The sequence below is a fragment of the Streptomyces luteogriseus genome (assembly GCF_014205055.1).
GTDB classification, from domain to species: domain Bacteria; phylum Actinomycetota; class Actinomycetes; order Streptomycetales; family Streptomycetaceae; genus Streptomyces; species Streptomyces luteogriseus.
In genome coordinates, this window is record NZ_JACHMS010000001.1 from 7,543,559 (window position 1) to 7,567,603 (window position 24,045).

A 24,045-nucleotide genomic window follows, 5' to 3' on the forward strand; every position below is an offset into this window, starting at 1 on the left:
CGGCCACACCAGTGACCGGGGGCAAGGTTCCAGGGGCGCGGGGCTGTGTTCACCATGCGGCTCTGCCGCGTGGGCGCGACCAGCCACACACAACCCGCACCCGGCAAACGAGCACAACCTCAGAGAACGGTCTCCGCCTCGGCATACCGCTCGTCCGGCACGGTCTTGAGCGTCTTCACGGCCTCGGCCAGCGGCACCATCACGATGTCGGTCCCGCGCAGCGCCGTCATCTGCCCGAACTCACCCCGGTGCACGGCCTCCACCGCATGCCACCCGAACCGCGTGGCCAGCACCCGGTCGTAGGCCGTCGGCGTACCGCCCCGCTGCACGTGTCCGAGGATCACCGGCCGGGCTTCCTTCCCCAGCCGTCCCTCCAGCTCCACGGACAGCTGCCGGGCGATGCCGGCGAACCGCTCGTGCCCGTAGATGTCCTTGCCGCCCTCGTCGAACTCCATGCTCCCGGCGCGGGGTTTGGCCCCCTCCGCCGCCACCACGATCGCGAAGCGCTTGCCCGCCTCGAACCGCTCGCCGACCCGCCGGGTCAGCTCCTCTATGTCGAAGGGCCGCTCGGGCACCACGATGGCGTGCGCGCCGGCCGCCATGCCGGAGTGCAGGGCGATCCAGCCGGTGTGCCGGCCCATGACCTCGACGACCAGGACCCGCTGGTGGGACTCTGCGGTGGTCTTCAGCCGGTCCAGGGCCTCGGTCGCAACCCCCACGGCCGTGTCGAAGCCGAACGTGACGTCCGTGACGGCGATGTCGTTGTCGATGGTCTTCGGCACGCCCACGACGGGCAGACCGCTGTCCGACATCAGCCGGGCGGCCTTGAGCGTGCCCTCGCCGCCGATGGGGATGATCGCGTCGAGGCCGAGCTCCTCGACATGGCCCTTGGCCCGCTCCACGCCGTCCCGCAGATGGGAGGGCTGGACCCGGGAGGAACCGAGGATCGTGCCGCCGCGGGCGAGGATGCCACCCACCGCGTCGAGGTCGAGCTTGAGGTAGTCGCACTCCAGGAGGCCTTTCCAGCCGTCCCGGAAGCCGATGACCTCGTCGCCGTGGTCGACGACGGCGCGGTGCACGACGGACCGGATGACGGCGTTCAGGCCGGGGCAGTCGCCGCCGGACGTGAGGACACCAATGCGCATAGCCCGAAATACCTTCTCAACGTGGGCCGGGGACCGGACCACGTTGTCCGGCTGGAATCCCCGCCACCCTAGCGGCATCGAGGGGCCGGACCGAAGCACGCGTCCGCCTGCTGGACGACCCCGCTCACCTGTGCGGATGAGCCGACATACGGGCTGTTGACCAGCAGGTTGACGCGTGCTCCCGGCACGCTGCCCGGAAGCGCTCAGGCAGGCTGCTGAGCAGCCGCGATGCGCTCGTTACGGAGGGCCTCGTACCAGTGGTCGTCGGTCGGCGGCAGCGCGTTGACGTCGAGGGCCAGCTTCAGCAGCAGGTCCGCGATCAGCGGGTTGCGCGCGAGCACCGGCCCGTGCATGTACGTGCCGAAGACGGTGTCGTTGTACGCGCCCTCCGTGCCGTCTCCCGTGCCGTTGCCGTTGCCGAAACGCACCTGGGCGAGCGGGCGGGCGGTGGGGCCGAGGTGGGTGACGCCCTGGTGGTTCTCGAACCCGGTCAGCGGGGGCAGGCCGAGGCGGGCGTCGACGTCGCCCAGCACGTCACCGACGCACCGCGCGCCCTCGCCGCGCACCGACACCACGTCCAGCAGGCCGAGGCCGGGCTCGCGCTGGCCGAGGTCGTTGATGAACTCGTGGCCGAGGATCTGGTAGCCGGCGCACACGGAGAACACGATGGCGCCGTTCTCCACGGCCCGCTGCAGTCCGCCGTCCCGGCGCAGCCGCTCGGCGGCGAGCCGCTGCGGCCGGTCCTCGCCGCCGCCGATCAGGTAGATGTCGCCGGAGGTCGGGATCGGCTGGTCGCTGCGCACGTCCAGCCGGGCCACGTCCAGGCGGCGCTGCCGCGCCCGGCGCTCCACGACGAGGACGTTGCCCTGGTCGCCGTAGGTGCTGAGCAGGTCGGGATAGATCCAGACGACCCGCAGTTGGTTGTCGCTCACAAAAGTCCCCTGACGTCTCGTGCTCAGTTGCCGACGCGGCGGCGCAGGTCCTGGAACGCCGTGTAGTTGGCGATGACCTCGATGCGCCCCGGCGGGCACGCCGCCACGGCCTGGTCGAGGTTCTCGTAGACCTGGAAGTGCTGGTCGGCGACCTCCAGGCGCACCGCCAGGTCCAGTCGCCGGTCGCCGACGACGCAGATCGGGTGACCGGTCAGACGCGTGTAGTCGACGTCCCACAGCCAGGAGGTGTCGGTGCCGTCGGCGCCGCGCGCGTTCACGGAGAGGATGACCGGCGTGGGCGGCGGGTCGATCAGGGAGAACGTCTCCAGCCAGCCGGCGGGGTTCTTCGCCAGCAGGAGTCGCAGGTCACGGCCCTGGAACTGGACGACGTCGTAGCGTCCGGCCACCGCCTGCACCTGGTACATGCGCTCCAGCGCGACCTGCGGCGGCACCCCGAACACGGCGGCGACGGCGGCCGAGGAGGCGGCGTTGGCCTTGTTGGCGCGACCGGGCAGCTGGAGGTGGATCGGCCAGGCCGAGCCGTGCGGGTCGAGGACGTGGTCGTTGGAGAGCGCCCAGCTCGGCGTCGGACGGCGGAAGCCGCACTCGCCGCAGAACCAGTCGTCGCCCGGGCGCTGCATGACGCCACCGCACGACGGGCAGGACCAGGCGTCGTCCTTCCACATCTGCCCGGCTGCGACCCAGATCACATTGGGGGAGGACGACGCCGCCCACACCACCAGCGGGTCGTCGCAGTTGGCCACGACCACGGCCTTGGAACCCGCGAGTCCCTCCCGCCAGTTCTCGGCGAGCATGCGCGTCTCGGCGGCCCGGTCGAGCTGGTCGCGCGAGAGGTTGAGCAGGGCGATGCACTTCGGGGCGGTGTCCCGGGCGACGCCGGCGAGGTACTTCTCGTCGACCTCGATGACGCCGTAGCGGGCGTCGGAGCTGCCGGCGAGGGCCGAGGTGATGCCGGCCGGCATGTTGGCGCCGAGCGCGTTGGAGACGACGGGGCCCGCCGCGCGCAGTGCCTCGGCGATGAGCCGGGTGGTGGTGGTCTTGCCGTTCGTCGCGGAGACCAGGATCACGTCCAGGTTCTGGGCGAGCCGGGCGAGGAGGTCGGGGTCGAGTTTGAGCGCGACCCGGCCGCCGATCACCGAACCGCTGCCGCGCCCTGCGGCGCGTGACGCCGCCGCGACCGCCTTGCCCGCGGTCACGGCCAGCTTGGCCCGCGGCGAGAGCGGGTCCGAGTTGCCTGCCATCAGTTCTCGATCCTCCTTGCGTACGCGCCGCGCCTTGAAGCCTGACGGCCACGTGGTGTGGACCTCAGCCTATCGAGATCCATTCGCACTCCCGAACCGCGGCACTGTGGCGAACTCGTGTGGGAGACGCGGACCGACAGGACCTTACTCTTGCCGCCATGCGACAGAGCTCCATCCCCGGCGCCCACGGCCGCGTGAGACCCCTCACCCTGCACGGCGATCCGGTCCTGCACACCCCCTGCGCGGAGGTCACCGACTTCGGCCCCGAACTGGCCCGGCTCGTCGAGGACTTGTTCGCGACGATGTACGCAGCCCAGGGCGTCGGCCTCGCCGCCAACCAGGTCGGCGAGTCCCTGCGGGTCTTCGTCTACGACTGCCCGGACGACGAGGACGTCCGCCATGTCGGCCATGTGATCAATCCCCGCCTGACCGAGCAGGACGGCGTGGTGATCCGGGGCCCGGAGGGCTGCCTGTCCCTGCCGGGCCTGGAAGCGGGTACGGAACGCCACGACCACGCGGTCGTCGAGGGCTTCACGATGACCGGCGATCCCGTCACCGTTCACGGCACGGGCTTCTTCGCCCGCTGCCTGCAGCACGAGTGCGACCACGTGGAGGGCCGCGTCTACGCGGACCACCTGAGCGGCTGGCGCCACCGCAGGCTGATGCGCCAAGTGGCCAGGGCTTCATGGCGCCGGTGAGCGTATGTCCCTCAGGGGCGCGGGGAACTGCGCGAACAACCCCCACGGGCGGTCAGCCGAACACAACGATCAGAACCCCGGACCCCCGACCCTGTCCCCGGCCGCCGCAAGACGCCCCCACAACAGATCAGCCAGACTCCGCACCAACTCCGCACGGGAACACGGCCGTTCCCCCAGCCACCAGTCCCCGGCCGCATGCATCATGCCGACGATCCCGTGCCCCCACACCCGCGCCAGCTGCTGCCCGCCCGGCCCGAGATCCAGCCGCTCCTCGATGACCTGCGCCAGTTCCTCGCCCATCCGCCGCAGCAACGGCGCGCTGTGCTTGCCGACATCGAAGCCCGCGTCCCCCGGCTGGCCCCCCTCCGCGGGGTGCATCAGGAACCGGTACACCTGGGGCCGCGCCTCGATCGCCGCGAGGTACGTGTCCAACGTCGCCTCGACCCGCTCCCGTCGGTCCGCCGGGGCGTCCAGCGCCGCCCGCAGCGAGTCCAGCAGTGCGTCGGTGTGCCGCATGGCAAGGGCCGCGTAAAGTCCGCCCTTGTCGCCGAAGTGCCGGTAGAGAATGGGCTTGGTGATGCCGGCTTCCGCCGCGATCGCGTTCATCGAGGCCTGCGGGCCGTCGCGCAGCACCACTCGGTCGGCGGCCTCCAGCAGCTCACGCCGGCGGCGGTCGGCGGACCGTTGCTGATCGGTCCGCTGCGTGGTGTCCATGATCTCTCCCCACCCGTGCTGTTTCGATGACGCCTGCGCAAAGTAACACTGAAGCATGCCCAGGGCACCGAACGGGTGCCGACCGGTCGGTAGGAGTTGACTTCGACTACCCACCGGTAACAGACTGGTGTTACCGCAAGTAACATGCACGTGTGCCGCTGGAGGGGACGACATGGCCGAGTTCACCATGGAGCTCAACGACGAACAGAAGGAGGTCCGGGACTGGCTGCACGGCTTCGCGGCCGATGTGATCCGCCCCGCGGCCGCCGAATGGGACGAGCGTGAGGAGACTCCCTGGCCGGTCATCCAGGAGGCCGCCAAGGTCGGCATCTACTCCCTGGACTTCTACGCCCAGCAGTACTTCGACCCGACCGGACTCGGCATCCCCATGGCGATGGAGGAGCTGTTCTGGGGCGACGCGGGTATCGCCCTGTCCATCGTCGGCACCGGCCTCGCCGCCGTCGGCGTTCTCGCCAACGGCACCGAGGAGCAGATCGGCACCTGGATCCCCCAGATGTACGGCGACGCCAACGACGTCAAGGTCGCCGCGTTCTGTTCCTCCGAGCCCGACGCCGGCTCCGACGTGGCCTCCATGCGCACCCGGGCCGTGTACGACGAGGCCAAGGACGAGTGGGTGCTCAACGGCACCAAGACCTGGGCGACCAACGGTGGGATCGCCAACGTCCACGTCGTCGTCGCGGTCGTCGACACCGAGCTCGGCTCCAAGGGGCACGCCTCCTTCATCGTCCCGCCGGGCACGCCTGGTCTGGCCCAGGGCCAGAAGTTCAAGAAGCACGGCATCCGCGCCTCGCACACCGCCGAGGTCATCCTCGACAACGTGCGCGTTCCCGGCTCCTGCCTGCTCGGCGGCAAGGAGAAGCTGGACGAGCGGCTGGCCCGCGCTCGGGAGAAGGCGAAGCAGGGCGGCGAGCGGGTGAAGAACGCGGCGATGGCCACGTTCGAGGCCTCGCGTCCGGCGGTCGGCGCCATGGCGGTCGGCACCGCCCGGGCCGCCTACGAGGTCGCCCTCGACTACGCGAAGACCAGGGAGCAGTTCGGACGGCCGATCATCGACAACCAGGGTGTCGCCTTCCAGCTGGCGGACATGCGGACGTCCATCGACGCGGCCCGGCTGCTGGTGTGGCGCGCCTCCTGGATGGCGGTCAACGGCAGGCCGTTCACGGCGGCCGAGGGCTCGATGTCCAAACTGTTCGCGAGCGAGACGGCCAAGAAGGTCACGGGCCAGGCGATCCAGATCCTCGGCGGCAACGGCTACACCCGGGAGTACCCCGTCGAGCGGATGCACCGCGACGCGGCCATCTACACCATCTTCGAGGGCACGAGCGAGATCCAGCGCCTGGTCATCGCCCGCACCCTCGCCGGTGTGCCGATCCGCTAACGATGTCTGAGCGGCGTCAGCTGCTCGATGTCGTAGCGCGCCCGCAGTTCCCGGATCGCCGCGTGGTCCGGCGCGCCCCCGCTGCCGAGGATCTCCAGCAGTTCCTCGAAGTACCGCTCGTGGTCCGGCGGCGGGCTCGCCTGGAAGAACACCTTCGCCGGGGTGTCCGTCGGGTTGGCGAAGGCGTGCGGGCACCCCGGGGGTACGACGATGACCGTTCCCGGTGTCGCCCGTACCACCCGGTTGCCCGAAGCGGACTCCCATCTCTGCCAGTGGTCGGGGGTGCGGATCCGCGGCTCGAAGGCGAGGACGTCCAGCTCGCCCTCGAGCACGTAGAACAACTCCTCGCTGCGCGTGTGCACATGGGCGCCGACGTCGAAGCCCGGCGGCACGACCACCTCGAACGTGGACGCCGCGCGGGAGTGGGTGCCGGTCACCTTGAAGGTGACGCGCTGGGCGGGGGTCTCCATGATCCGGCCCTGGCCGGGCGGGACGAGCAGCCCCTCGGTCGCCGTCATCGCGGGCTCACCACGTCACGGGCAGGGCCTCGGGCCCGCGGATCAGCGTGCCCTTCCGGGAACGGCACGGCCTCGGCCGGGACGGCGAGCCGCGGGCCCGGTACCCCGTCCAGGAGCGCGTCCACCAGCAACTTCGGCTCCATCCGGGCCGGCAGGCCGCCGGGGCGGTCGTGCGGGTCGAAGTCCGCGCCGGGCAGGTCGGCCGCGGGCCGGTCCCGGACCGGTTGCAGGGTTTCGGCGATCGTCTCTTGGCTCATGTCACATCGTCTCGCCCGGGCTGTGCCAGCGGCCCAGCGCCATCTCGGCGGTGATACCGGGACCGAACCCGGCGAGCAGCCCGCGCGCCTCGTCCCCGGGGCCGCCCTCGTCGAACAGCCGGCGCAGCGCGTCCAGGACGACGGCGCTGGCGATGTTGCCGTACTCGGTGAGCGTGGCCCGGCTGAAGCGGAAGGCGTGCGGGTCGACCTTCAGGAAGGTGCTGAGGTCGTCGAGGATGCGGGGCCCGCCCGCGTGGACGATGTAGAAGTCCAGCCCGGAGGCGTCCCAGCCGTGGTCACCGGCCAGATCCTTCAGCGCCGGCGCGAGCGGCTCCATGGTCGACGGGACCCGCTTGTCCAGCAGGAAGTGGAAGCCGGTCGCCTTCACGTCGTACATGATCCAGTCGTCGGTCTTGGGGATCAGGTACGAGCCGTTGCGTTCCAGGCGGATGCCCTCGCCACCCCGGCCGCGGACCACGGCGGCGGCGATGCCGTCACCGAACAGACCGTTCGACAGCAGCGAGCCGACGCCGATGTCGGTCGGCTGGTAGCACAGCGAGCAGAACTCGCAGGCCACGATCAGCACGTTGGCCTCGGGATACGCCGTGCAGAAGTCGTGGGCGCGGTTGATCGCCGCGCCGCCGGCCGCACAACCCAGCTGGGCCACCGGCAGCTGACGGGTGGTCGGGTCGAAACCCATCTCGTTGATCAGCCAGGCGGTGAGCGAGGGCATCATGAAGCCCGTGCACGACACGTAGATGATCAGGTCCACCTCGGTGGTGAGCAGCTCCGCGTCGTCCAGCGCCCGCTGCACGACCGCGGGCACCCGGGCCTTCGCCTCGGCCTCGTAGAGCTTGTTGCGGTCCTCGAAGCCGGGGTGTTTCAGCGTCTCCTCGATGGGCTGCACGATGTGCCGCGTGCGCACACCGGTGTTCTGTATCAGCCGGAGGGCCAGCGGCAGTTGGGGGTGGCCGGCGTGGCGCTCGCGCGCCAGCTCCAGCGTCTCCTCCATCGTGATCACGTGCTCTGGAACGGACACCGAGGGTCTGCACAAAGTCGCCATGAACCGTGCCTGCTTTCGCCTCCCGGACGGCCCTTCGGCCCCCGGTCAGAAGGTGGTTCACCACAAGGGTGGTCCCCCCACGATCACCCGCCCGTTCGCCGACTTCGCGCCGGACTACTCCGTATCAGGGATGGCCGTGCCAGGCTCGTCCAGACACGGCGACGACGGAGGACGCGATGACGCACCCGGCCCGGTACCTGCTGGAGACGACCACCGCGGCCCTCGCCCCCGATCCGCACGCCAGCCCCCTGGTCCCCCGGATCGCCGACGGCACGGCTCCCCTCACCACCCTCGCCGCGCTCGCCCTGGAACAGACCTGGGTGATTCCCGCGGACCGCAGGGCGTTCGAGTTCCTGTCGGCGCGCGGTGAAGCGACCGGCCCGCAGGCCGCGGCCTTCTTCACGGCGCTGGCCGAGGGCGAGGCGCTGGCGGGTGAGCGACTGACGGCGTTCACCCGAGCGTGCGGAGTGGACGAGCCGGGGGAGGCGTCGTACGAACCCCTGCCGGGCTGCCAGGCATACCCCGCCTACGTGGCCTGGCTGGCCCTGAACGCCTCACCGGCGGACGTGGTCCTGGCGCTGACGGCCAACTTCTCGGCGTGGGGAGGCTATTGCGCGACGATCGCGGCCGCGCTGCGCGAGCGGTACGGCTTCACCGACGAGTCCTGCGCCTTCTTCGACTTCTTCGCGCAGCCGGCGCCGGAGCTGGACCGGCTGGCGGTGGCGGCGGTGCAGGAGGCGCTGGACACCGGACGCCTCGACGCGGAGCGGGCTCACACGTACGGCCGCCTCCTGCAGCACTACGAGGCGATGTTCTGGGACGCGTTGACCCGAGTGCCCTGACTACGTCGCCGTCCCACTGCTGTGCGCGATACAGGCCACGTCGATGCGATCGGCCAGTTTCGCCAGCTCGATGGCCAGCTCGGCGACCGTGTCCTCGTCCAGCCCCGACTCCCCGCCCTCCACCAGCCGCACCCATCGCCCCCCCACGGTCCGCAAGAGCTTGCTGACATCCGCCGCAGACACCTGCAGGGTCCCGCGGTCGTCGACGATCAGAGGCAGAGTCACTTCGCGGTTCACAGACGGGATCGTAGCCCCGCAACACTCACGCACCATGCCAAACAGTGGTGATGTTGCAGAACTCGCGGATTCCGTGCCCGGACAGCTCACGTCCGTACCCGGACCGCTTCACCCCGCCGAACGGGAACGCCGGATGGGAGGCGGTCATGCCGTTGAAGAACACCCCGCCGGCCTCCAGATCCCGTACGAACCGGTCGACCTCCGCCTCGTCCCGCGTCCAGACGTTCGAACTCAGCCCGAACGGAGAGTCGTTCGCGATCAGCACGGCCTCGTCCAGGTCGGCCGCCCGGTACAGCGTGGCGACCGGCCCGAACGCCTCCTCCCGGTGGATCCGCATCTCGCGGGTGACGCCGGCGAGGATCGACGGCGTGTAGTACCAGCCGGGCCCGTCCGGCCGTTCGCCACCGCACAGCACCTGCGCTCCACTGCGTACCGCGTCGTCGACCAGTTCCTCCAGATCCCGCAGCCCCTGCTCGCTGGCGAGCGGTCCGACCTCGGTGTCGTCGGCCATGGGGTCGCCGACCTTCAGTGCCTTCATGCCCGCGGTGAACCGCTCGGCGAAGGCGTCGTAGACGTCCGTGTGCACGATGAACCGCTTCGCGGCGATGCAGGACTGCCCGTTGTTCTGCACCCGCGCGGTCACCGCGACCTTGGCGGCCCGGTCGATGTCGGCCGAGGGCATCACGACGAACGGGTCGCTGCCGCCCAGCTCAAGCACCGTCTTCTTGATCATCTCTCCGGCGGTGGAGGCGACCGCGCGGCCCGCCGGCTCGCTGCCGGTGAGTGTGGCGGCCTTGACCCGCTCGTCGCGCAGGATCTCGTCGACCGCCCCGGAACCGATCAGCAGGGTCTGGAAGGTGCCCTCGGTGAAGCCCGCCCGGTGGAAGAGGTCCTCCAGGTAGAGGGCGGTCTGCGGGACGTTCGAGGCGTGCTTGAGCAGGCCCACGTTGCCCGCCATCAGCGCGGGCGCGGCGAAGCGGATCACCTGCCAGAGCGGGAAGTTCCACGGCATCACCGCGAGCACCGGACCGAGCGGCCGGTAGCGGACCCGTACGTGTGAGGCGCCGGAGTCCTTCACGTCGGAGGCGGAGGGTTCCTCGTCGGCGAGGAGTTCCTCGGCGTGGTCGGCGTACCAGCGCATCGCCTTGGCGCACTTCGCCGCCTCGGCCCGGGCCTGCTGGACCGGCTTGCCCATCTCGGTGGTCATCACGCGGGCGATGTCCTGCTGGTCCTCTTCGAGGAGGTCGGCGGCCCGGTGCAGCAGCCGGGCGCGCTCGTCGAAGGTCGTCGTCCGGTACGTGCGGAACGTGGCCTCCGCGAGCTGGAGCCGGCGCTCGATCTCCTGCTCGTCCATGGCCTCGTACGTCTTGAGCGTCTCGCCGTTCGCCGGGTTCACCGTTGCGATGGGCATGGCTGACCTCCCTCGGAGCGGGCTGTGTCTCGACCTTCCCGCGTGGCGGAGGGGACCGCAACGCGGGAGCGTCTCCTCAGGGCGAGTGCTCCGCCAGCCGGTCGAGAAACGCCGCCTGCGCCTTGACGATCACGGCGCGAGCCCGGTCGAGGCCGAACCAGGCCACCCGGTCCAGCTCGGGGAACTCCTGGAGCCGCCCCGACTTCGGCGGCCACTCCATCCGGAAGGTGCCGGGCGTGATGGTCGCCGGGTCGAGGTCCGCCCGGATCGCCCACGCCGTGACGATCTTGCCGTTGGTCTGACGGACCTCGCCGAGGTCGATGGCCTCGCCGTCGGGCGGGGGCAGTCCCACTTCCTCCTGGAACTCGCGGCGCGCGGCCTCCCAGGCGGGCTCGTCCGGCTCGTACTCGCCCTTGATCACGGTCCACGCCCCGGCGTCGCGCCGGACGAAGAACGGCCCGCCCATATGGCCGAGCAGCACGTCGAGGCCGTCGTCGCCGGGGTGGAAGAGCAGCAGACCGGCACTGCGCTTCACGGCGCCACCTCCGGGTGCGCGGCGAGCAGTGTCTCGACCGTGTCGGCGTCCTCGGGGCGCTTGTCCTCCCGGTAGCGGACGACGCGGGCGAAGCGGAGGGTGACGCCGGCCGGGTAGCGGGTGGAGCGCTGCAGCCCGTCGTAGGCGATCTCGACGACGAGTTCGGGGCGGACGGTCACGACGTGGCCGTCGTCCTCGACGGCGAGCTGCTGGAGGCGCTCGGTCTGCCAGGTGAGCATCGCGTCGGTCATGCCCTTGAACGTCTTGCCGAGCATGGCGAGGCCGCCGTCGGCGGTGCGGGCGCCCAGGTGGAGGTTGGAGAGCTTGCCGGTGCGGCGGCCGTGGCCCCACTCGGCGGCCAGGACGACCAGGTCGAGGGTGTGGACGGGCTTGACCTTCAGCCAGGAGGCCCCGCGTCGGCCCGCGCTGTAGGAGGCGTCGAGCGCCTTGGCGACGACGCCCTCGTGGCCGCGTTTCAGCGTCTCGGCGAGGAACTCCTCCGCGGCGGGCGTGTCGTCCGGCCCGGACACCAGGGTGCGCCGCACCCGCATCGGCTCGGGCACCAGCCGGGCCAGCTCGGCGTGCCGCTCGGCGAAGGGCAGGTCGAGCAGGTCGTGGCCGTCGACGGACAGCGCGTCGAAGAAGACCGGGGAGACCGGTACGGCCCGGGCGGCCGTCGCCACGTCCGTGCGGGAGCCGACGCGGCCGGCGGTCTCCTGGAACGACCGCGGGCGCCCGGCCTCGTCGAAGGAGATCACCTCGCCGTCCAGGATGAACCGCTCGCCCCGCAACTCCAGTGCGGCGGCGCTTACTTCGGGCAGCCGGTCGGTGATGTCGTCGAGGGTGCGGGTGTAGAGCCGCACGGTGTCGCCGTCCCGGTGCACCTGGACGCGGATGCCGTCCAGCTTCTCCTCGACCGCGCAGGCGCCCAGCTTGTCCACCGCCTCGGCCACGGAGGAGGCGCTGTGCGCGAGCATCGGCCAGACCGGACGTCCGACGGTGAGACGGAAGCGGTCCAGGGCGGCGGGCCCGTCCGCGAGCAGGGCCTGCGCGACCGTCTGGAGGGAGCCCGCGAGCATCACGGCCCGCCGTACGTCCGCGGGCGGCGCCCCGGTCGCCTGGGCCAGCCCTTCCACGGCCACGGCGTCCAGGGCGCCCTGCCGCACCTCGCCGGTGAGCAGCCCGAGCAGGAACCGCTGCTCGTCCACGGTGGCCGCGCCCATCAACTCCCCGACCAGCCGGGCCCGTTCCGCCTGCGAGCCGGGGCCGGACACCTTGGCGAGCTCCGCCAGCCGGGCGTCCACGTCCCGTACGGTCAGGCCCGGCTGGGCCGCCGGGTCGACCGGGCGGCCCAGCACCTTCCAGCCGACGCCGATCCGCCCTTGCGGCAGCCGTCCCGCCAGGTACGGGATGACGATCGGCACGTCCTCGGCCTCGGCGTCCCGGAAGAGCTCCGCGAGCAGGGCCGTCTTGCGGGACCGCGCCGAGGTGGCGGCGACCTCCTGGGACACTCGGGCCAGCCGGTGCAGCAGCATGCAGCCATGGTGCACCGGAGGCGGTGCCTCTACACCTGGGCGGCCGCGTCGAGGTCGGACATCAGCAGATCCCCGACGATCGCCGACGCGGCCCGGTATCCGCCGCTGGCCGCGTGCACGACCTGCTCGGCGAAGCCGATCGCGTTGCCCGCGGCCCACACGCCCGGCACCGTCGTCAGACCGGTCGCGTCGACCACCGGGTACGCGCCGAACGGCGTCTCGTGCAGCTCGGCGCCGAGCCCTTCCAGCAGGCCGGTCTGCGGAACGGCCCGGGGTGCGAGGAACAGCACCGAGCGGGCGTGGGTCGTGCCGTCCGCGAGCCGGACGCCGGTGAGGCGGTCGTCCTCGACCACCAGCCCCGCGACCTCGCCGGGCACCACCTCCACCCCGGCCGCGGCGAGCCGGCGCAGATCCTCGTCGGACAGCTCCGCCTCGGCGACCGTGTGCAGGAAGAGCCGCACGTCCTTCGACCACTGGGACACCATCAACGCCTGGTGCACACTCGCCGGGCTCGACGCCAGCACCCCGAACGGCTGGTCGCGCACCTCCCAGCCGTGGCAGAACGGGCAGTGCAGCACGTCCCGGCCGAACCGCTCGGCGACCCCGGCGACCGCGGGCAGCTCGTCCTTCAGCCCCGTTGCGACGACCAGCCGCCGGGCCCGTACGGTCCGGCCGCCGGCCAGCATCACGGTGAAGCCCTCGCCCGGCACCCCGGAGAGGCTCTCGTCCTGTACTCCGGAGAGCTCCTCGTCCTGTACCCCGGTGGGGTCCCCGCCCGGCACCCCGGTGAGGCCCTCGCCGCGCGTCACCGCCACCACCCGGTCCCGCACGAGCTCCACGCCGTAGCGGGCGATCTCCTCCCGGCCGAGCGCCAGGAACTCGGCGGGCGGCATGCCGTCCCGCGTCAGGTAGCCCTGCATGTGCGCGGCGGGCGCGTTGCGCGGCTCGCCCGCGTCGACCACCAGCGTGCGGTGCCGGGCGCGTCCCAGCACCAGCGCCGCGGACAGGCCCGCCGCACCCCCGCCGATGACGACCACTGCGTACTTCTCGGTCATGTGACCACCTCCGCTGCCGAGCGTCGCCCTGCCCTGCGGGATTGACAAACGTCTTTGCCGAACCTGCAATACGGGCATGACGACGGACGAAGTACTCGCGGGCGTGGGTCCCCGGCTGCGGCAGATGCGGAAGGACCGGGAGGTGACCCTGGCGGCGCTCTCCGAGACCACCGGCATCTCCGTCAGCACCCTCTCGCGGCTGGAGTCCGGCCTGCGTAAACCCAGTCTGGAACTGCTGCTGCCCATCGCGCGCGCCCACCAGGTGGCGCTGGACGAGCTGGTCGGCACCCCGTCCGCCGGTGATCCGCGTGTGCGGTCGAAGCCGATCGTCATGGGCGGCCGCACCCACTGGCCCCTCACCCGCCAGCCCGGCGGCCTGCAGGCCTACAAGGTCCTCGAACCGAAGCGCAGGCAGGAGCCGGATCCGCGCACGCACGAGGGCTACGAGTGGCTGTACGTGCTGTCCGGGAAGCTGCGCCTGGTGCTGGGCGAGCACGACGTGGTGCTCACGGCGGGGGAGGCGGCCGAGTTCGACACCCGGGTGCCGCACTGGTTCGGGTCGACGGGGGAGGGGCCTGTGGAGTTTCTCAGCCTGTTCGGACCGCAGGGCGAGCGGATGCACGTGCGGGCCCGGCCGAAGCGCGCGTGACAGGCAGGAGGCCTCCGTGCGGGACTTTCCCCGGAGACTGTTCCCTGATAGGCAAGCGACCGCTTAGTATGCGGACAGACCCCGGTCAGACGAAGCAGTCCCCCGTGGAGGCCCCGCATGCAGGCATGGCAAGTGCACGAGAACGGCGAGCCGGGCGAGGTGATGCGGCTCGAGGACGTGGAGCCGCCCACGCCCGGTGACGGCCAGGTCCTGCTGAAGGTACGGGCGGCCAACATCAACTTCCCGGACGCCCTCCTGTGCCGCGGTCAATACCAGGTCAGGCCGCCGCTGCCGTTCACCCCGGGCGTGGAGATCTGCGCTGAGACCGAGGACGGCCGCCGGGTGATCGCCAACCCGGCGCTGCCCCACGGCGGCTTCGCCGAGTACGCCGTCGCGGACGCCGCCGCGCTGCTGCCGGCGCCGGACGCCCTCGACGACGCCGAGGCCGCGGCCCTGCACATCGGCTACCAGACCGGCTGGTTCGGTCTGCACCGCCGGGCCGGTCTGGAGGCCGGCGAGACTCTGCTCGTCCACGCTGCCGCCGGAGGGGTCGGCAGCGCGGCCGTGCAGCTCGGGAAGGCCGCCGGCGCCACCGTCATCGGTGTCGTCGGCGGCTCCGGGAAGGCGGCCGTCGCCCGGGAGCTGGGCTGCGACGTCGTGATCGACCGGCGTTCCGAGGACGTCGTCGCCGCCGTCAAGGAGGCCACCGGCGGCCGGGGCGCCGACGTGATCTACGACCCGGTCGGCGGCGAGGCCTACACCCAGTCCGCCAAGACCGTCGCCTTCGAGGGGCGCATCGTGGTCGTCGGCTTCGCCAGCGGCACGATCCCCAGCCCGGGCCTGAACCACGCCCTGGTGAAGAACTACTCGATCCTCGGCCTGCACTGGGGCCTGTACAACACCAAGAACCCCAAGCTCGTCCAGCACTGCCACGAGCAGCTCACCGAGCTGGCCGCCCGGGGCGCCATCAAGCCGCTGGTGAGCGAGCGGGTGCCGCTCGGCGGTGCGGCCGACGCCGTGCAGAAGGTGGCGGACGGCCTGACCACCGGCCGCATCGCGGTCGTCATGGAGGAGACGGCATGACCGACGCCGAGGAACTGCGCACCCGCACCCGGGAGTTGCTGGCGGCCCATCCGCCGGCCTCCACCGACCGCCTGGACTTCCTGCGGGCCCGCTTCGACGCCGGACTCGCCTGGGTGCACTACCCGGAGGGCCTCGGCGGGCTCGGCGCTCCCCGCTCTCTCCAGGCCGTGGTGGACGCCGAGCTGGAGGCCGCCGGAGCACCCGACAACGACCCGCGGCGCATCGGCATCGGCCTCGGCATGGCCGCGCCGACGATCCTCCAGTACGGGACCGAGGAGCAGAAGCGGCGCTTCCTCAGGCCCCTGTGGACCGGCGAGGAGGTCTGGTGCCAGCTGTTCAGCGAGCCGGGGGCCGGGTCAGACCTCGCCGCGCTGGGCACCCGGGCCGTACGCGAGGGCGAGGACTGGGTCGTCAACGGACAGAAGGTGTGGACGTCCAGCGCCCATGTCGCCCGCTGGGCGATCCTCATCGCCCGCACCGACCCCGAGGTGGCCAAGCACCGGGGCATCACCTACTTCGTCTGCGACATGACCGACCCGGGCGTCGAGGTGCGGCCGCTGCGGCAGATCACCGGCGAGGCCGAGTTCAACGAGGTGTTCCTCACCGACGTCCGCATCCCGGACGCACGGCGCCTCGGCGCGGTCGGCGAGGGCTGGAAGGTCGCGCAGACCACGCTGAACAACGAGCGCGTGGCCATCGGCGGCATGCGGCTGCCCCGCGAGGGCGGCATGATCGGCCCGATCTCGAAGACCTGGCGCGAGCGGCCCGAGCTGCGCACCCACGACCTGCACCAGCGGCTGCTCAAGCTCTGGGTGGAGTCCGAGGTCTCCCGCCTCACCGCGGAGCGGCTGCGCCAGCAGCTCGTCGCGGGCCAGCCCGGCCCCGAGGGCGCCGGCATGAAACTGGCCTTCGCTCGCCTCAACCAGGAGATCAGCGGCCTGGAGGTGGAACTCCTCGGCGAGGAGGGCCTGCTGTACGACGACTGGGCCATGCGGCGCCCCGAGCTGGTCGACTTCACCGGCCGCGACGCCGGCTACCGCTACCTGCGCTCCAAGGGCAACAGCATCGAGGGCGGGACCAGCGAGGTCCTGCTGAACATCGTCGCCGAGCGCGTCCTGGGCCTGCCCGCCGAGCCGCGCACCGACAAGGACGTCGCCTGGAAGGACCTCGCCCGATGAGCGACCTGTTGTACTCGGAAGAGGAAGAGGCGCTGCGCGCCGCCGTCCGCGACCTGCTCACCGACCACTGCGACGCACCCGGCGTCATCGCCCGCACCGAGTCGGACACCCCGCACCACCTGGCCCTGTGGAAGTCCCTCACCGAGGGCATGGGCCTGGCCGGCCTGCTGGTGCCCGAGGAACTCGACGGTCAGGGCGCCAGCCACCGCGAAGCCGCGGTCGTGCTGGAGGAACTGGGCCGCGCGGTCGCGCCCGTGCCGTATCTGACGAGCGCGGTCGTCGCCACCGAGGCCCTGCTGGCCTGTGGCGCCGACGACCTGCTCCGCGACCTCGCGACCGGGGCGACCATCGGCGCTCTCGCGGTCGCCCTGAACGTCGCACCGGGCGCCGCCTACCGGGTCGTCCGGCACGAGGACGGGCTGCTGCACGGCGAACTCACCGGCATCGCGGACGCGGCCGTCGCGGACGTCCTGCTCGTGCCCGCCGACGACGGCGGTCTGTACGCCGTCGACGCCACCGCCGCGACCGTCACCCCCCGGACCTCCCTGGACCTGACGCGGCCGCTCGCGGCCGTCACCCTCGACGGAGCGCGGGGCCGCCTGCTGGGTGACGCGGAACCCGCCGTACGCCGAGCCCTGCGCGCCGGTGCCGGGCTGCTCGCCTCCGAGCAGTTCGGGCTGGCCGAGTGGACGCTGACGGAGACCGTCCGCTACCTGAAGGAACGCAAGCAGTTCAACCGGCCCGTCGGCGGTTTCCAGTCGATCAAGCACCGGCTGGCCCAGCTGTGGCTGGAGGTCGTCAACACCCGCGCGGCCGCCCGCAACGCCGCCGACGCGCTGTCGAACGGCGAGGACGTGGACGTCGCCGTCACCGTCGCCCAGGCCTACGCGGCGCCCGTCGCCGTGCACGCCGCCGAGGAAGCCGTTCAACTGCACGGCGGCATCGGCATGACATGGGAGCACCCCGCGCATCTGTACCTCAAGCGTGCCAAGGCCGACTCGATCGCCTACGGCACGCCGGGCGCCCACCGGGAGGCACTGGCCGCACTGGTGGACCTCCGGGCCCCCTGAGGTCCACCTCCTCAACTCCGGGAAGCCACCCGGGAAAAGACCGAAAGGCCCGTCCCACCAGGGGCGGGCCTTGTCGTGGCCCCCTCCCGAGAGGTGAACGCGTGGCGGCGGTCCGGCCAACTCCGCTCACGGACCTGCTCCTTGGGCCTGCCGGGACCCCATACTCGCAGGGTTCCCGTACGGCACCTCCAGGGAGGCAGAGCATGGCCCTCACCACCCGTCGCACGGCCCTCACCACCCTCGGCGCAGCCCTCGCGGGCTCGATCGCCCTCCCCGCCGCCCCCGCACCGGCGGGCGAACGCACACCCACGCCCCGCCCGTTGTGGCGGGCCCACGCCCACAACGACTACGAGCACCCGCGCCCGCTGCTCGACGCTCTCGACCACCGCTTCGGAAGCGTCGAGGCCGACATCCACCTCGTCGACGGTCAACTCCTCGTCGCCCACGACCCGGAGGACCTCGACCCGTCCCGCACCCTCGAGTCCCTCTACCTCGATCCGCTCGCCGCCCGTGTGCGCGCCCACCACGGCTCCGTGTACCGGGGGTACCGCGGCTCGCTGCACCTGCTCATCGACATCAAGACCGAGGGCTCCTCGACGTATCTCGAACTCGACCGCCACCTCCGGCGTCACCGGCACCTGTTCACCACCTACGCCCACGGTCGCGTTCACCGCCGGCCGGTCACCGCCGTGATCTCCGGCGACCGCGCGGCCCGCGCGCCCATGGAGGCCCAGACCGTCCGGCGCGCCTTCTACGACGGCCGCCTCACCGACCTCGGCGGCCAGGCGCCGGCCTCCTTCATCCCGCTGATCAGCGACAACTGGACACTCAACTTCACCTGGCAGGGCGTCGGCGCCTTCCCGGACGCCGAGCGGCAGAAGCTGCGGGGCATCGTGGCGACCGCGCACAGGCGGGGGCAGAAGATGCGGTTCTGGGCGACTCCGGACCTGGCCGGCCCCGCCCGCGAAGCGCTCTGGGGCGAACTGCTCGCCGCCGGCGTCGACCACCTCAACACCGACGACCTCGCCGGACTGGAGGCGTTCCTCGACGCCCGCCGGGCGGCTTAGGCGCACGAGAGCAGGCCGGGGCGAACGGGAGAACACCACACGTTCGGCGGACAGGTCAGCCGCCCGGACGAACCCTCCGCTACGCCACACTTGCGCGAACGCCGTGAACCGGACATGGCGGCGTGGCGGAGGAGTTGACGATGGCCATTTCCATCTCTGTGGTGCTGCTGCTCGTGATCCTGGCAGTGATCTTCCTGCGCAACGGCGGGCTGAAGGTCTCCCACGCGCTGGTCTGCCTGCTGCTCGGCTTCTACCTGGCCAGCACCAGCATCGCCCCCACCATCCACAGTGGCGTCTCGGCGACGGCGGACATCGTCAGCGGTCTGCGCCCCTGAGTCACCCCGAGAACACGCCGATACCGTTCGGCACGAGGCGTTCGGCGCCGCCGCTGGGGTGGTTGCGCACGGAGACCGTGCTCGCGCCCGCCTTCCGCGCGACCAGGGTCGACGACCCGCCGCCGTCCAGGCTGAAGGCGTCCTCCGAGCCCAGCTTCCGCATGGTGCCGGCGACTTCGGCGATCGTCAGACCGCTGCGGTAGGCGGCGGCGCCGTCGAGGGCGAGCAGCAGCACGCGCCGCCCGCCGTCGGCGATCCCCACGGCCGTGCGGACGGCCGACGTCGTGTCGTCGAGCCCCGGCAGCGGCTGCCCGCCCGACAACACCGGGTAGCCCCCGAGAGCAAGGCGGTACGCGACGCCGTCCGTGGCCGCCACGAGGCTGTGCTCGACCTCGACCGGCTCACCGGTGGAGAACTTGCGCAGCTGCTGGGCGCCCGCCTCCCGGCCGACCAGCACCGTGGTCCCCGCGGCGATGGGACCACTGCCCGGAGCGTCGGCGGCGGAGACGACCTTGCCGTCGCGGACCGTCACCTCGTAGGTGTCCGTGCTGCACGGAGCGGCCCGGTCGGTGTCCGTGCCGCATGTGGAGCGCACCCGGGAGACACTGCCCCACTCGGAGGTGAACGCGCCGACGGAACCCACCGGCAGCGCGTACTGGTTGAGCCCGCCCAAGGGCAGCTGCTCCTCGGCCGTACGGACGGAACCGGCGAGCGCGAGCCGGTCCAGACGCGCCCGTCCGTCCGTGCCGACGCCGAAGACGTCCTCGGTGGTCGTGCCTGGCGGCAGCGCCGGCCCGAAACGCTGGCCCGTCGGGACAGCCGCCTTGAGCGCCCGTCCGGCCGCGATCGCCGGACCCACACTCGCTCCGGTCGCCTCGACGCCCGGGTGCTGCGTCTCGGTGATGTTGAAGAAGTCACCGTTGACACCGGCGACCGCGCCCTGGGTGTTCGCCATCGCCGAGACCCGCGCCCGTGAGGCGACGGCCCCCGGATACAGCAGATCGACCCGTACCTTCGGGTTGCCGAGGTCGACCCTCAGCAGATGCGCGTGCGCCACCCCCTTCGCCGCCTGAATGTCGAACTCCTCGTACGTCACGCCCGGCGCGACCCGTCCGCCCTTCTGGACGGCGCCGGCCGGAGCCGCCCCCGCCAGGGCCGCACCGGTCAGTGCGGCGAACGCCGTGAGGAACGCCAGTGCCGCTCTGCCTGCTCCTGCTCCCCGTCGCCTGCGACGACCTGCCACCGTGCCCCCTGATGCCTCGTCAACTGTCGGGATCCTCAGGGGCAGTGCACCAGACCTCAGGGGTCCGGCAGGGTGGCTGAGCGCGGACTACGCGGGAACGGCTGAAAAATCGCACCCCTCTGGGTGCTTCACCCGTCGCCCGTTCCGGTGGCGTACGGCGTGCGGTGCGCGGGAGTGTGGTCGATGGGCAGGCCGGGCCGCCAGGCGGTGAGGGCCTGCGCGCTGCACACGAACAGCTGCTCCGGCAGCCGGTCCAGACCGAACCAGCGCCAGCGCCCGACGCTCTCCCCGGGCTGGTCGGAGGGCTCGCCCCGCCAGGCGATGACCCGGGCGGCCACGGTCATGCGGACGACACCGCCCGCGTCGTCCAGCAGCGTCCCGAGCAGCCGGACGTCCTCGGGCCGCGCCTCGAGCCCCGTCTCCTCGCCGAGCTCCCGCACGACCGTCTCCTGCAACGACTCCCCGGGCTCCACCGTCCCGCCCGGCAGCTCCCACGTTCCGCGCCGGTGCCGGCCCAGAAGCAGCCCGCGAGGCCCGTACAGGATGGCGCCCACCCCGAGCGCGGCGTGCGCGGGCGGCGGCTTGCCGACGCGCGGCCGGGAGGAGACCCGGACCGGCCGGGTCACCCGGAAGAGCCGGTAGGAGGCCTTATTGCCGTCCTCCGGGGCGTCAATCACGTCGACCCCCTCCACGCGCAGCCCGGACTCGGTGAGCAACGCCGTCCAGAGCTCCGGAGTGAGGACCCACATGTGGACGGTGACCTCCTCACCGCCCGCCGGCCGCAGGATCTCCGGGCGGGCGACGACCCGGTCCGACGGCCCGTCACCACGACTGTTCGTGTGCAGGACCGTGAAGCAGAGCCGCCCACCCGGCTTCAGCGCCCCGGCGAGAGCGGGCAGCAGCCGGTACGGGTCGATGTACGGAACGCCGTTGACGGAGTAGACGACGTCGTACGGCTCGGCCGCGCGCAGATGGTCCACCGCGTCGCCCAGGACCAGCCGCAGTCCGGGGAGCGAGCCGTACCGGGCGCGGGCCCGCTCGTACTGCCCCGCCGAGGCGTCGACCGCGTCCACCAGCGCACCGTGGGCCCGGACCAGATGGGCCGCGTGCCGGGCCGGACCGCAGCCGAGGTCCAGCACCCGTCGGCCCGTCAGCTCCCCGAGCACCTCGCTGCCCGGCCCGCCGCCCTCGAACCCCCAGTCGATCCGGACCGCCTCGGGCAGCGCCGTACCCCGTCGTACGTGGTGCGCCCCGTACGCCTCCCAGGCCTCGGCGTTGACCGCCTCCGGCTCCTCCGCCACGGCTCAGCCGCCCGCCACCGCGTCACGCGGCAGCACCGTGACCCGGTGGAAGTTGCATCCGGTGAGCCGCGGCTCGCCCTCGTCGGCCGGCGGGGTCTGGTGGGCTTTGAGGGCGATGCTCACCAGGCTCAGCAGCAGGTCGACGTCCGCCTCGCAGTCGAGGTGGACCGTCACCCAGCACGATCCGGGCAGCAGGTGGATGGCACTCGAACCGGCGAGGTCGTAATGGAAGCGCTGGATGGCCCGGCGGGTGAGGTGGAGGTCCACGTCCCGTGCCGAGTGGAAGTGGACGATCTCGTCACGGACGGAACGGAGCGCCCTTCCGGTACCGCAACTCGCCGGGCCCACCATCAGGTCGGGCCAGGCCTGCAGGCGCTCCAGGGCGCGCTGGGCCAGAGTCATGGCCCCATCGTCGCCTGCTTGCCGGCCCGCAACCAGGGGTTGAGCGATTTGTAACCGGGACGTGAGGTGGATCGCGGGGCAGCGACCAGGGCTTCAGGCGGACTTGACGAGTCTGAGGTAGCGCTTCCAGTCCCAGTGCCGGCCCGGGTCGGTGTGGTCGCTGCCCGGAACCTCGTGATGGCCGATGATGTGCGCACGGTTTCTCGGGATGTCGTACCTCTCGCAGATCGCGGCGGTGAGCCGGGCCGACCGCTCGTACATGACGTCGGTGAAGTACCCGGGCCGGTCCACCCAGCCTTCGTGCTCGATGCCGATGCTGCGGGTGTTGTAGTCCCAGTTCCCCGCGTGCCAGGCGATGTCGGACTCGCGCACGCACTGCGCCACGCGCCCGTCGCACGAGCGCACCACGTAGTGCGCGGACACCTTCCTCTCCTGGTTCCGGAAGACGTTCAGGGTGCCGGAGTAGGTCGTCTGCGCCACGTGGATGATCACGTAGTGGAGTGGGTGGGCGCGTGGGCGGTTCGACGGCGTGTAGTTGCCGCGGCTCGCCGGCTGCCATGCGGCTCCGGGGTGATCGACGGCCTGGGGCCGGGCGGCCGCCCGCGTGCTGTGGAGGAGGGCCGCCGGGACGGCGGTGAGGACGGCGCCCGCGAGGATGCCTCGCCTGCTGGGGAAGGGGCTGGTGCGTTCCATGGGTGTGTGCCTTCCGGGCTCGACGGGAGGGTGTGACTTGCTCGACTGCGCGGACTGCGGCCGTTGCGGTCGCGGCCCGCGGTGATCAAGTTACGACGCCTTCCGGTCGGTCGGGAGGATCGGTGGACGGGCCCTCTGCTGTGGACAACTCCCTCACCCGGCCGGGTGATTGGAGCCGTGCGGACCTGCCGGCGAGGCCCCTTCTCAGGCCTGCCCGGCGACGGCCGCCGGATCGTCCAGCACCGCCCTGACCACCGAGTGCGCGGCCCCCAGCAGCGGCCCCTGGGGGCCCAGCCCGGACACGGACACGGGACAGGCCTGGCCCGCCGTGCGTCGCGCCAGCTCGTCCCGCAGTGAGGGCAGCAGCCAGGGAGCGAGACCGGACAGTTCCCCGCCGAGGACCACGCTTTGCGGGTCGAGCAGGTTGACCGCCCCCGTCAGGGCCACGCCGAGCGCCGTACCGGCGTCGCGCAGGGCACGCCGTACGGCCTCGTCGCCCTCCGCGGCGCGCCCCGCGAGCAGCCCGACCCGGTCCTCGTCGGGTTCCAGACCGGCCGCACGCAGCACCGCCTCCTCACCGGCGTACTGCTCCAGGCAGCCCCGCCCGCCGCAGGCGCACTCCGGCCCGTCCGGCCGGACCGGCACGTGCCCCAACTCGCCCGCGAAACCGCGGGTTCCGCGCAGCAGCCCGCCGCCCACCACGACCGCGGCACCGATACCGATCTCCGCCGAGACGTGCAGGAAGTCGCGGGGCGTGTCGTCCCCCAGCCAGAGTTCGGCGAGGGCCCCGAAGTTGGCCTCGTTGTCCACCGTCAGAGGGAGGTCCGCCGGCAGCAGTGGGCCGAGGTCCGTGTCGTGCCAGCCGAGGTTGGGGGCGCGCACCACGGTCCGGGAGTCGCGCGCCACCAGGCCCGGCACGGCCACGGCAAGTCCGGCCGGCCACAGGCCCTCGCCCTCCGCCTCGGCGACGACCTGCCGGATCAGCTCGGTGAGCTCCGCGAGCACGGGCCCGGGGGAGCGGCCGCGGTTGGCTCCCTGCCGTATCGCCCGCGACCGGGTCGCGCCGCGCAGGTCGACGGCACAGACCGCGAGGTGGTCGACGCCTACCTCCGCGCCGATGCCGGCCGGGCCGCGACCGCTGACGGCGAGCGCGGAACCGGGTCGACCCACCCGGCCGGGCCGCTCGGGCCCCAGCTCCTCGAGGAGCCCCGAGCGGATGAGCTCGTCCACGAGCGTCGAGACCGCAGCCCGCGTCAGACCGATCCGCGAGGCGACGGCGGCCCGGGACAGCGGCCCCTCGTCGCGGACGGCGTGCAGCACGCGGGCGAGGTTGCGGCGGCGCATGCCCTGCTGGGTGTCGGGCAGGGCGCGCCCCGGCCCGGCGGGACGGGCCTCGTGCAGCGGTGCGGTCATGCCTGACG

The 24,045-nt window shown here is 72.2% G+C and carries 24 protein-coding genes and 2 pseudogenes; 9 read left to right on the forward strand and 17 right to left on the reverse strand.

All coding sequences use genetic code 11. The annotated features are described in order from the left end of the window. Nucleotides 1–119: 119 nt before the first annotated feature. The 3 genes from BJ965_RS33510 to BJ965_RS33520 all read right to left on the reverse strand — a co-directional run bounded on the left by BJ965_RS33510 (nucleotide 120) and on the right by BJ965_RS33520 (nucleotide 3,339). A complete protein-coding gene (locus BJ965_RS33510; protein ID WP_184914069.1) occupies nucleotides 120–1,145 on the reverse strand; it encodes a 6-phosphofructokinase in 1,026 nt (341 codons plus the stop codon). A 203-nt stretch (nucleotides 1,146–1,348) separates the two neighbouring features. Next, nucleotides 1,349–2,077, reverse strand: a complete 729-nt coding sequence (locus tag BJ965_RS33515) for a type 1 glutamine amidotransferase (protein WP_184914071.1) — start codon at nucleotides 2,075–2,077, stop codon at nucleotides 1,349–1,351. A 23-nt stretch (nucleotides 2,078–2,100) separates the two neighbouring features. After that, nucleotides 2,101–3,339: a MurT ligase domain-containing protein gene (locus tag BJ965_RS33520; RefSeq protein ID WP_184914073.1), complete on the reverse strand. Its 1,239-nt coding sequence runs from the start codon at nucleotides 3,337–3,339 to the stop codon at nucleotides 2,101–2,103. A gap of 158 nt (nucleotides 3,340–3,497) precedes the next feature. Between BJ965_RS33520 and def the strand changes: the two genes are divergently transcribed. Then, on the forward strand, nucleotides 3,498–4,037 hold the full coding sequence (gene def / locus BJ965_RS33525; RefSeq protein WP_184914075.1) for a peptide deformylase: 540 nt from the start codon (nucleotides 3,498–3,500) through the stop codon (nucleotides 4,035–4,037). Nucleotides 4,038–4,106: 69 nt separating this feature from the next. Here the strand turns inward: def and BJ965_RS33530 are convergent, their stop codons facing one another. After that, on the reverse strand, nucleotides 4,107–4,751 hold the full coding sequence (locus tag BJ965_RS33530) for a TetR family transcriptional regulator (RefSeq protein ID WP_030835357.1): 645 nt from the start codon (nucleotides 4,749–4,751) through the stop codon (nucleotides 4,107–4,109). A gap of 172 nt (nucleotides 4,752–4,923) precedes the next feature. Here BJ965_RS33530 and BJ965_RS33535 point away from each other — a divergent pair, with 172 nt between their 5' ends. Next, entirely contained in the window at nucleotides 4,924–6,150 is a 1,227-nt protein-coding gene (locus BJ965_RS33535) for an acyl-CoA dehydrogenase family protein (protein WP_184914078.1), read from the forward strand. On the opposite strand, the gene BJ965_RS33540 is transcribed toward BJ965_RS33535, so the two are convergent. The 3 genes and pseudogenes from BJ965_RS33540 to BJ965_RS33550 form a co-directional block, all read right to left on the reverse strand. Further along, nucleotides 6,147–6,668 (reverse strand): cupin domain-containing protein, encoded by a 522-nt coding sequence (locus BJ965_RS33540; RefSeq protein WP_184914080.1) that lies wholly within the window; start codon nucleotides 6,666–6,668, stop codon nucleotides 6,147–6,149. The genes BJ965_RS33535 and BJ965_RS33540 overlap by 4 nt on opposite strands. A gap of 7 nt (nucleotides 6,669–6,675) precedes the next feature. Further along, a pseudogene (locus tag BJ965_RS33545) lies at nucleotides 6,676–6,850 on the reverse strand (cytochrome P450); the annotation flags it as partial. A 76-nt stretch (nucleotides 6,851–6,926) separates the two neighbouring features. Continuing rightward, a pseudogene (locus BJ965_RS33550) lies at nucleotides 6,927–7,994 on the reverse strand (type III polyketide synthase); the annotation flags it as partial. Nucleotides 7,995–8,164: 170 nt separating this feature from the next. On the opposite strand from BJ965_RS33550, the gene BJ965_RS33555 reads away from it, so the two are divergent. Then, nucleotides 8,165–8,830: a thiaminase II/PqqC family protein gene (locus tag BJ965_RS33555; protein WP_184914085.1), complete on the forward strand. Its 666-nt coding sequence runs from the start codon at nucleotides 8,165–8,167 to the stop codon at nucleotides 8,828–8,830. Here the strand turns inward: BJ965_RS33555 and BJ965_RS33560 are convergent, their stop codons facing one another. The 5 genes from BJ965_RS33560 to BJ965_RS33580 form a co-directional block, all read right to left on the reverse strand. Next, entirely contained in the window at nucleotides 8,831–9,067 is a 237-nt protein-coding gene (locus BJ965_RS33560; RefSeq protein WP_030835344.1) for a DUF6213 family protein, read from the reverse strand. Between the two features lie 25 nt (nucleotides 9,068–9,092). Then, on the reverse strand, nucleotides 9,093–10,478 hold the full coding sequence (locus tag BJ965_RS33565; protein ID WP_184914087.1) for an NADP-dependent succinic semialdehyde dehydrogenase: 1,386 nt from the start codon (nucleotides 10,476–10,478) through the stop codon (nucleotides 9,093–9,095). Between the two features lie 76 nt (nucleotides 10,479–10,554). Continuing rightward, the gene (locus BJ965_RS33570) at nucleotides 10,555–11,013 is read right to left on the reverse strand and encodes an NUDIX domain-containing protein (protein WP_184914090.1); all 459 of its coding nucleotides are present in this window, start codon (nucleotides 11,011–11,013) and stop codon (nucleotides 10,555–10,557) included. Beyond that, nucleotides 11,010–12,548: an ATP-dependent DNA ligase gene (locus BJ965_RS33575; RefSeq protein ID WP_184914092.1), complete on the reverse strand. Its 1,539-nt coding sequence runs from the start codon at nucleotides 12,546–12,548 to the stop codon at nucleotides 11,010–11,012. Before BJ965_RS33575 ends, BJ965_RS33570 begins: the two co-directional genes overlap by 4 nt. A gap of 29 nt (nucleotides 12,549–12,577) precedes the next feature. Next, nucleotides 12,578–13,603, reverse strand: coding sequence for an NAD(P)/FAD-dependent oxidoreductase (locus BJ965_RS33580; protein WP_184914094.1), 1,026 nt, complete (start codon nucleotides 13,601–13,603; stop codon nucleotides 12,578–12,580). A gap of 76 nt (nucleotides 13,604–13,679) precedes the next feature. Between BJ965_RS33580 and BJ965_RS33585 the strand changes: the two genes are divergently transcribed. The 6 genes from BJ965_RS33585 (at nucleotide 13,680) to BJ965_RS33610 (ending at nucleotide 18,985) form a co-directional block, all read left to right on the forward strand. Continuing rightward, nucleotides 13,680–14,252, forward strand: a complete 573-nt coding sequence (locus BJ965_RS33585; protein WP_184914096.1) for a helix-turn-helix domain-containing protein — start codon at nucleotides 13,680–13,682, stop codon at nucleotides 14,250–14,252. 117 nt (nucleotides 14,253–14,369) lie between these two features. Beyond that, nucleotides 14,370–15,335 carry an NADPH:quinone oxidoreductase family protein gene (locus BJ965_RS33590; RefSeq protein WP_184914099.1) on the forward strand — a complete coding sequence of 322 codons (966 nt, stop codon included), beginning with the start codon at nucleotides 14,370–14,372 and terminating at the stop codon, nucleotides 15,333–15,335. Continuing rightward, nucleotides 15,332–16,513: an acyl-CoA dehydrogenase family protein gene (locus BJ965_RS33595; RefSeq protein WP_184914101.1), complete on the forward strand. Its 1,182-nt coding sequence runs from the start codon at nucleotides 15,332–15,334 to the stop codon at nucleotides 16,511–16,513. The genes BJ965_RS33590 and BJ965_RS33595 overlap by 4 nt, the downstream gene beginning before the upstream one ends. Continuing rightward, nucleotides 16,510–17,583, forward strand: coding sequence for an acyl-CoA dehydrogenase family protein (locus tag BJ965_RS33600; RefSeq protein WP_184914103.1), 1,074 nt, complete (start codon nucleotides 16,510–16,512; stop codon nucleotides 17,581–17,583). The genes BJ965_RS33595 and BJ965_RS33600 overlap by 4 nt, the downstream gene beginning before the upstream one ends. 203 nt (nucleotides 17,584–17,786) lie before the next feature. Further along, nucleotides 17,787–18,650, forward strand: coding sequence for a phosphatidylinositol-specific phospholipase C/glycerophosphodiester phosphodiesterase family protein (locus BJ965_RS33605; RefSeq protein ID WP_184914106.1), 864 nt, complete (start codon nucleotides 17,787–17,789; stop codon nucleotides 18,648–18,650). A gap of 140 nt (nucleotides 18,651–18,790) precedes the next feature. Next, complete coding sequence (locus BJ965_RS33610; protein WP_030835311.1) at nucleotides 18,791–18,985, forward strand: hypothetical protein; 195 nt, start codon at nucleotides 18,791–18,793, stop codon at nucleotides 18,983–18,985. A 1-nt stretch (nucleotide 18,986) separates the two neighbouring features. Here the strand turns inward: BJ965_RS33610 and BJ965_RS33615 are convergent, their stop codons facing one another. The 5 genes from BJ965_RS33615 to BJ965_RS33635 form a co-directional block, all read right to left on the reverse strand. Further along, on the reverse strand, nucleotides 18,987–20,180 hold the full coding sequence (locus tag BJ965_RS33615; protein ID WP_184917790.1) for a phosphodiester glycosidase family protein: 1,194 nt from the start codon (nucleotides 20,178–20,180) through the stop codon (nucleotides 18,987–18,989). A gap of 176 nt (nucleotides 20,181–20,356) precedes the next feature. Further along, complete coding sequence (locus tag BJ965_RS33620) at nucleotides 20,357–21,529, reverse strand: bifunctional class I SAM-dependent methyltransferase/NUDIX hydrolase (RefSeq protein WP_184914108.1); 1,173 nt, start codon at nucleotides 21,527–21,529, stop codon at nucleotides 20,357–20,359. Nucleotides 21,530–21,532: 3 nt separating this feature from the next. Continuing rightward, nucleotides 21,533–21,931, reverse strand: a complete 399-nt coding sequence (locus BJ965_RS33625; RefSeq protein ID WP_184914110.1) for a luciferase domain-containing protein — start codon at nucleotides 21,929–21,931, stop codon at nucleotides 21,533–21,535. A gap of 93 nt (nucleotides 21,932–22,024) precedes the next feature. Next, complete coding sequence (locus BJ965_RS33630; protein ID WP_184914112.1) at nucleotides 22,025–22,624, reverse strand: N-acetylmuramoyl-L-alanine amidase; 600 nt, start codon at nucleotides 22,622–22,624, stop codon at nucleotides 22,025–22,027. A gap of 204 nt (nucleotides 22,625–22,828) precedes the next feature. After that, nucleotides 22,829–24,037, reverse strand: coding sequence for an ROK family transcriptional regulator (locus BJ965_RS33635; protein WP_184914114.1), 1,209 nt, complete (start codon nucleotides 24,035–24,037; stop codon nucleotides 22,829–22,831). Nucleotides 24,038–24,045: the final 8 nt, after the last annotated feature.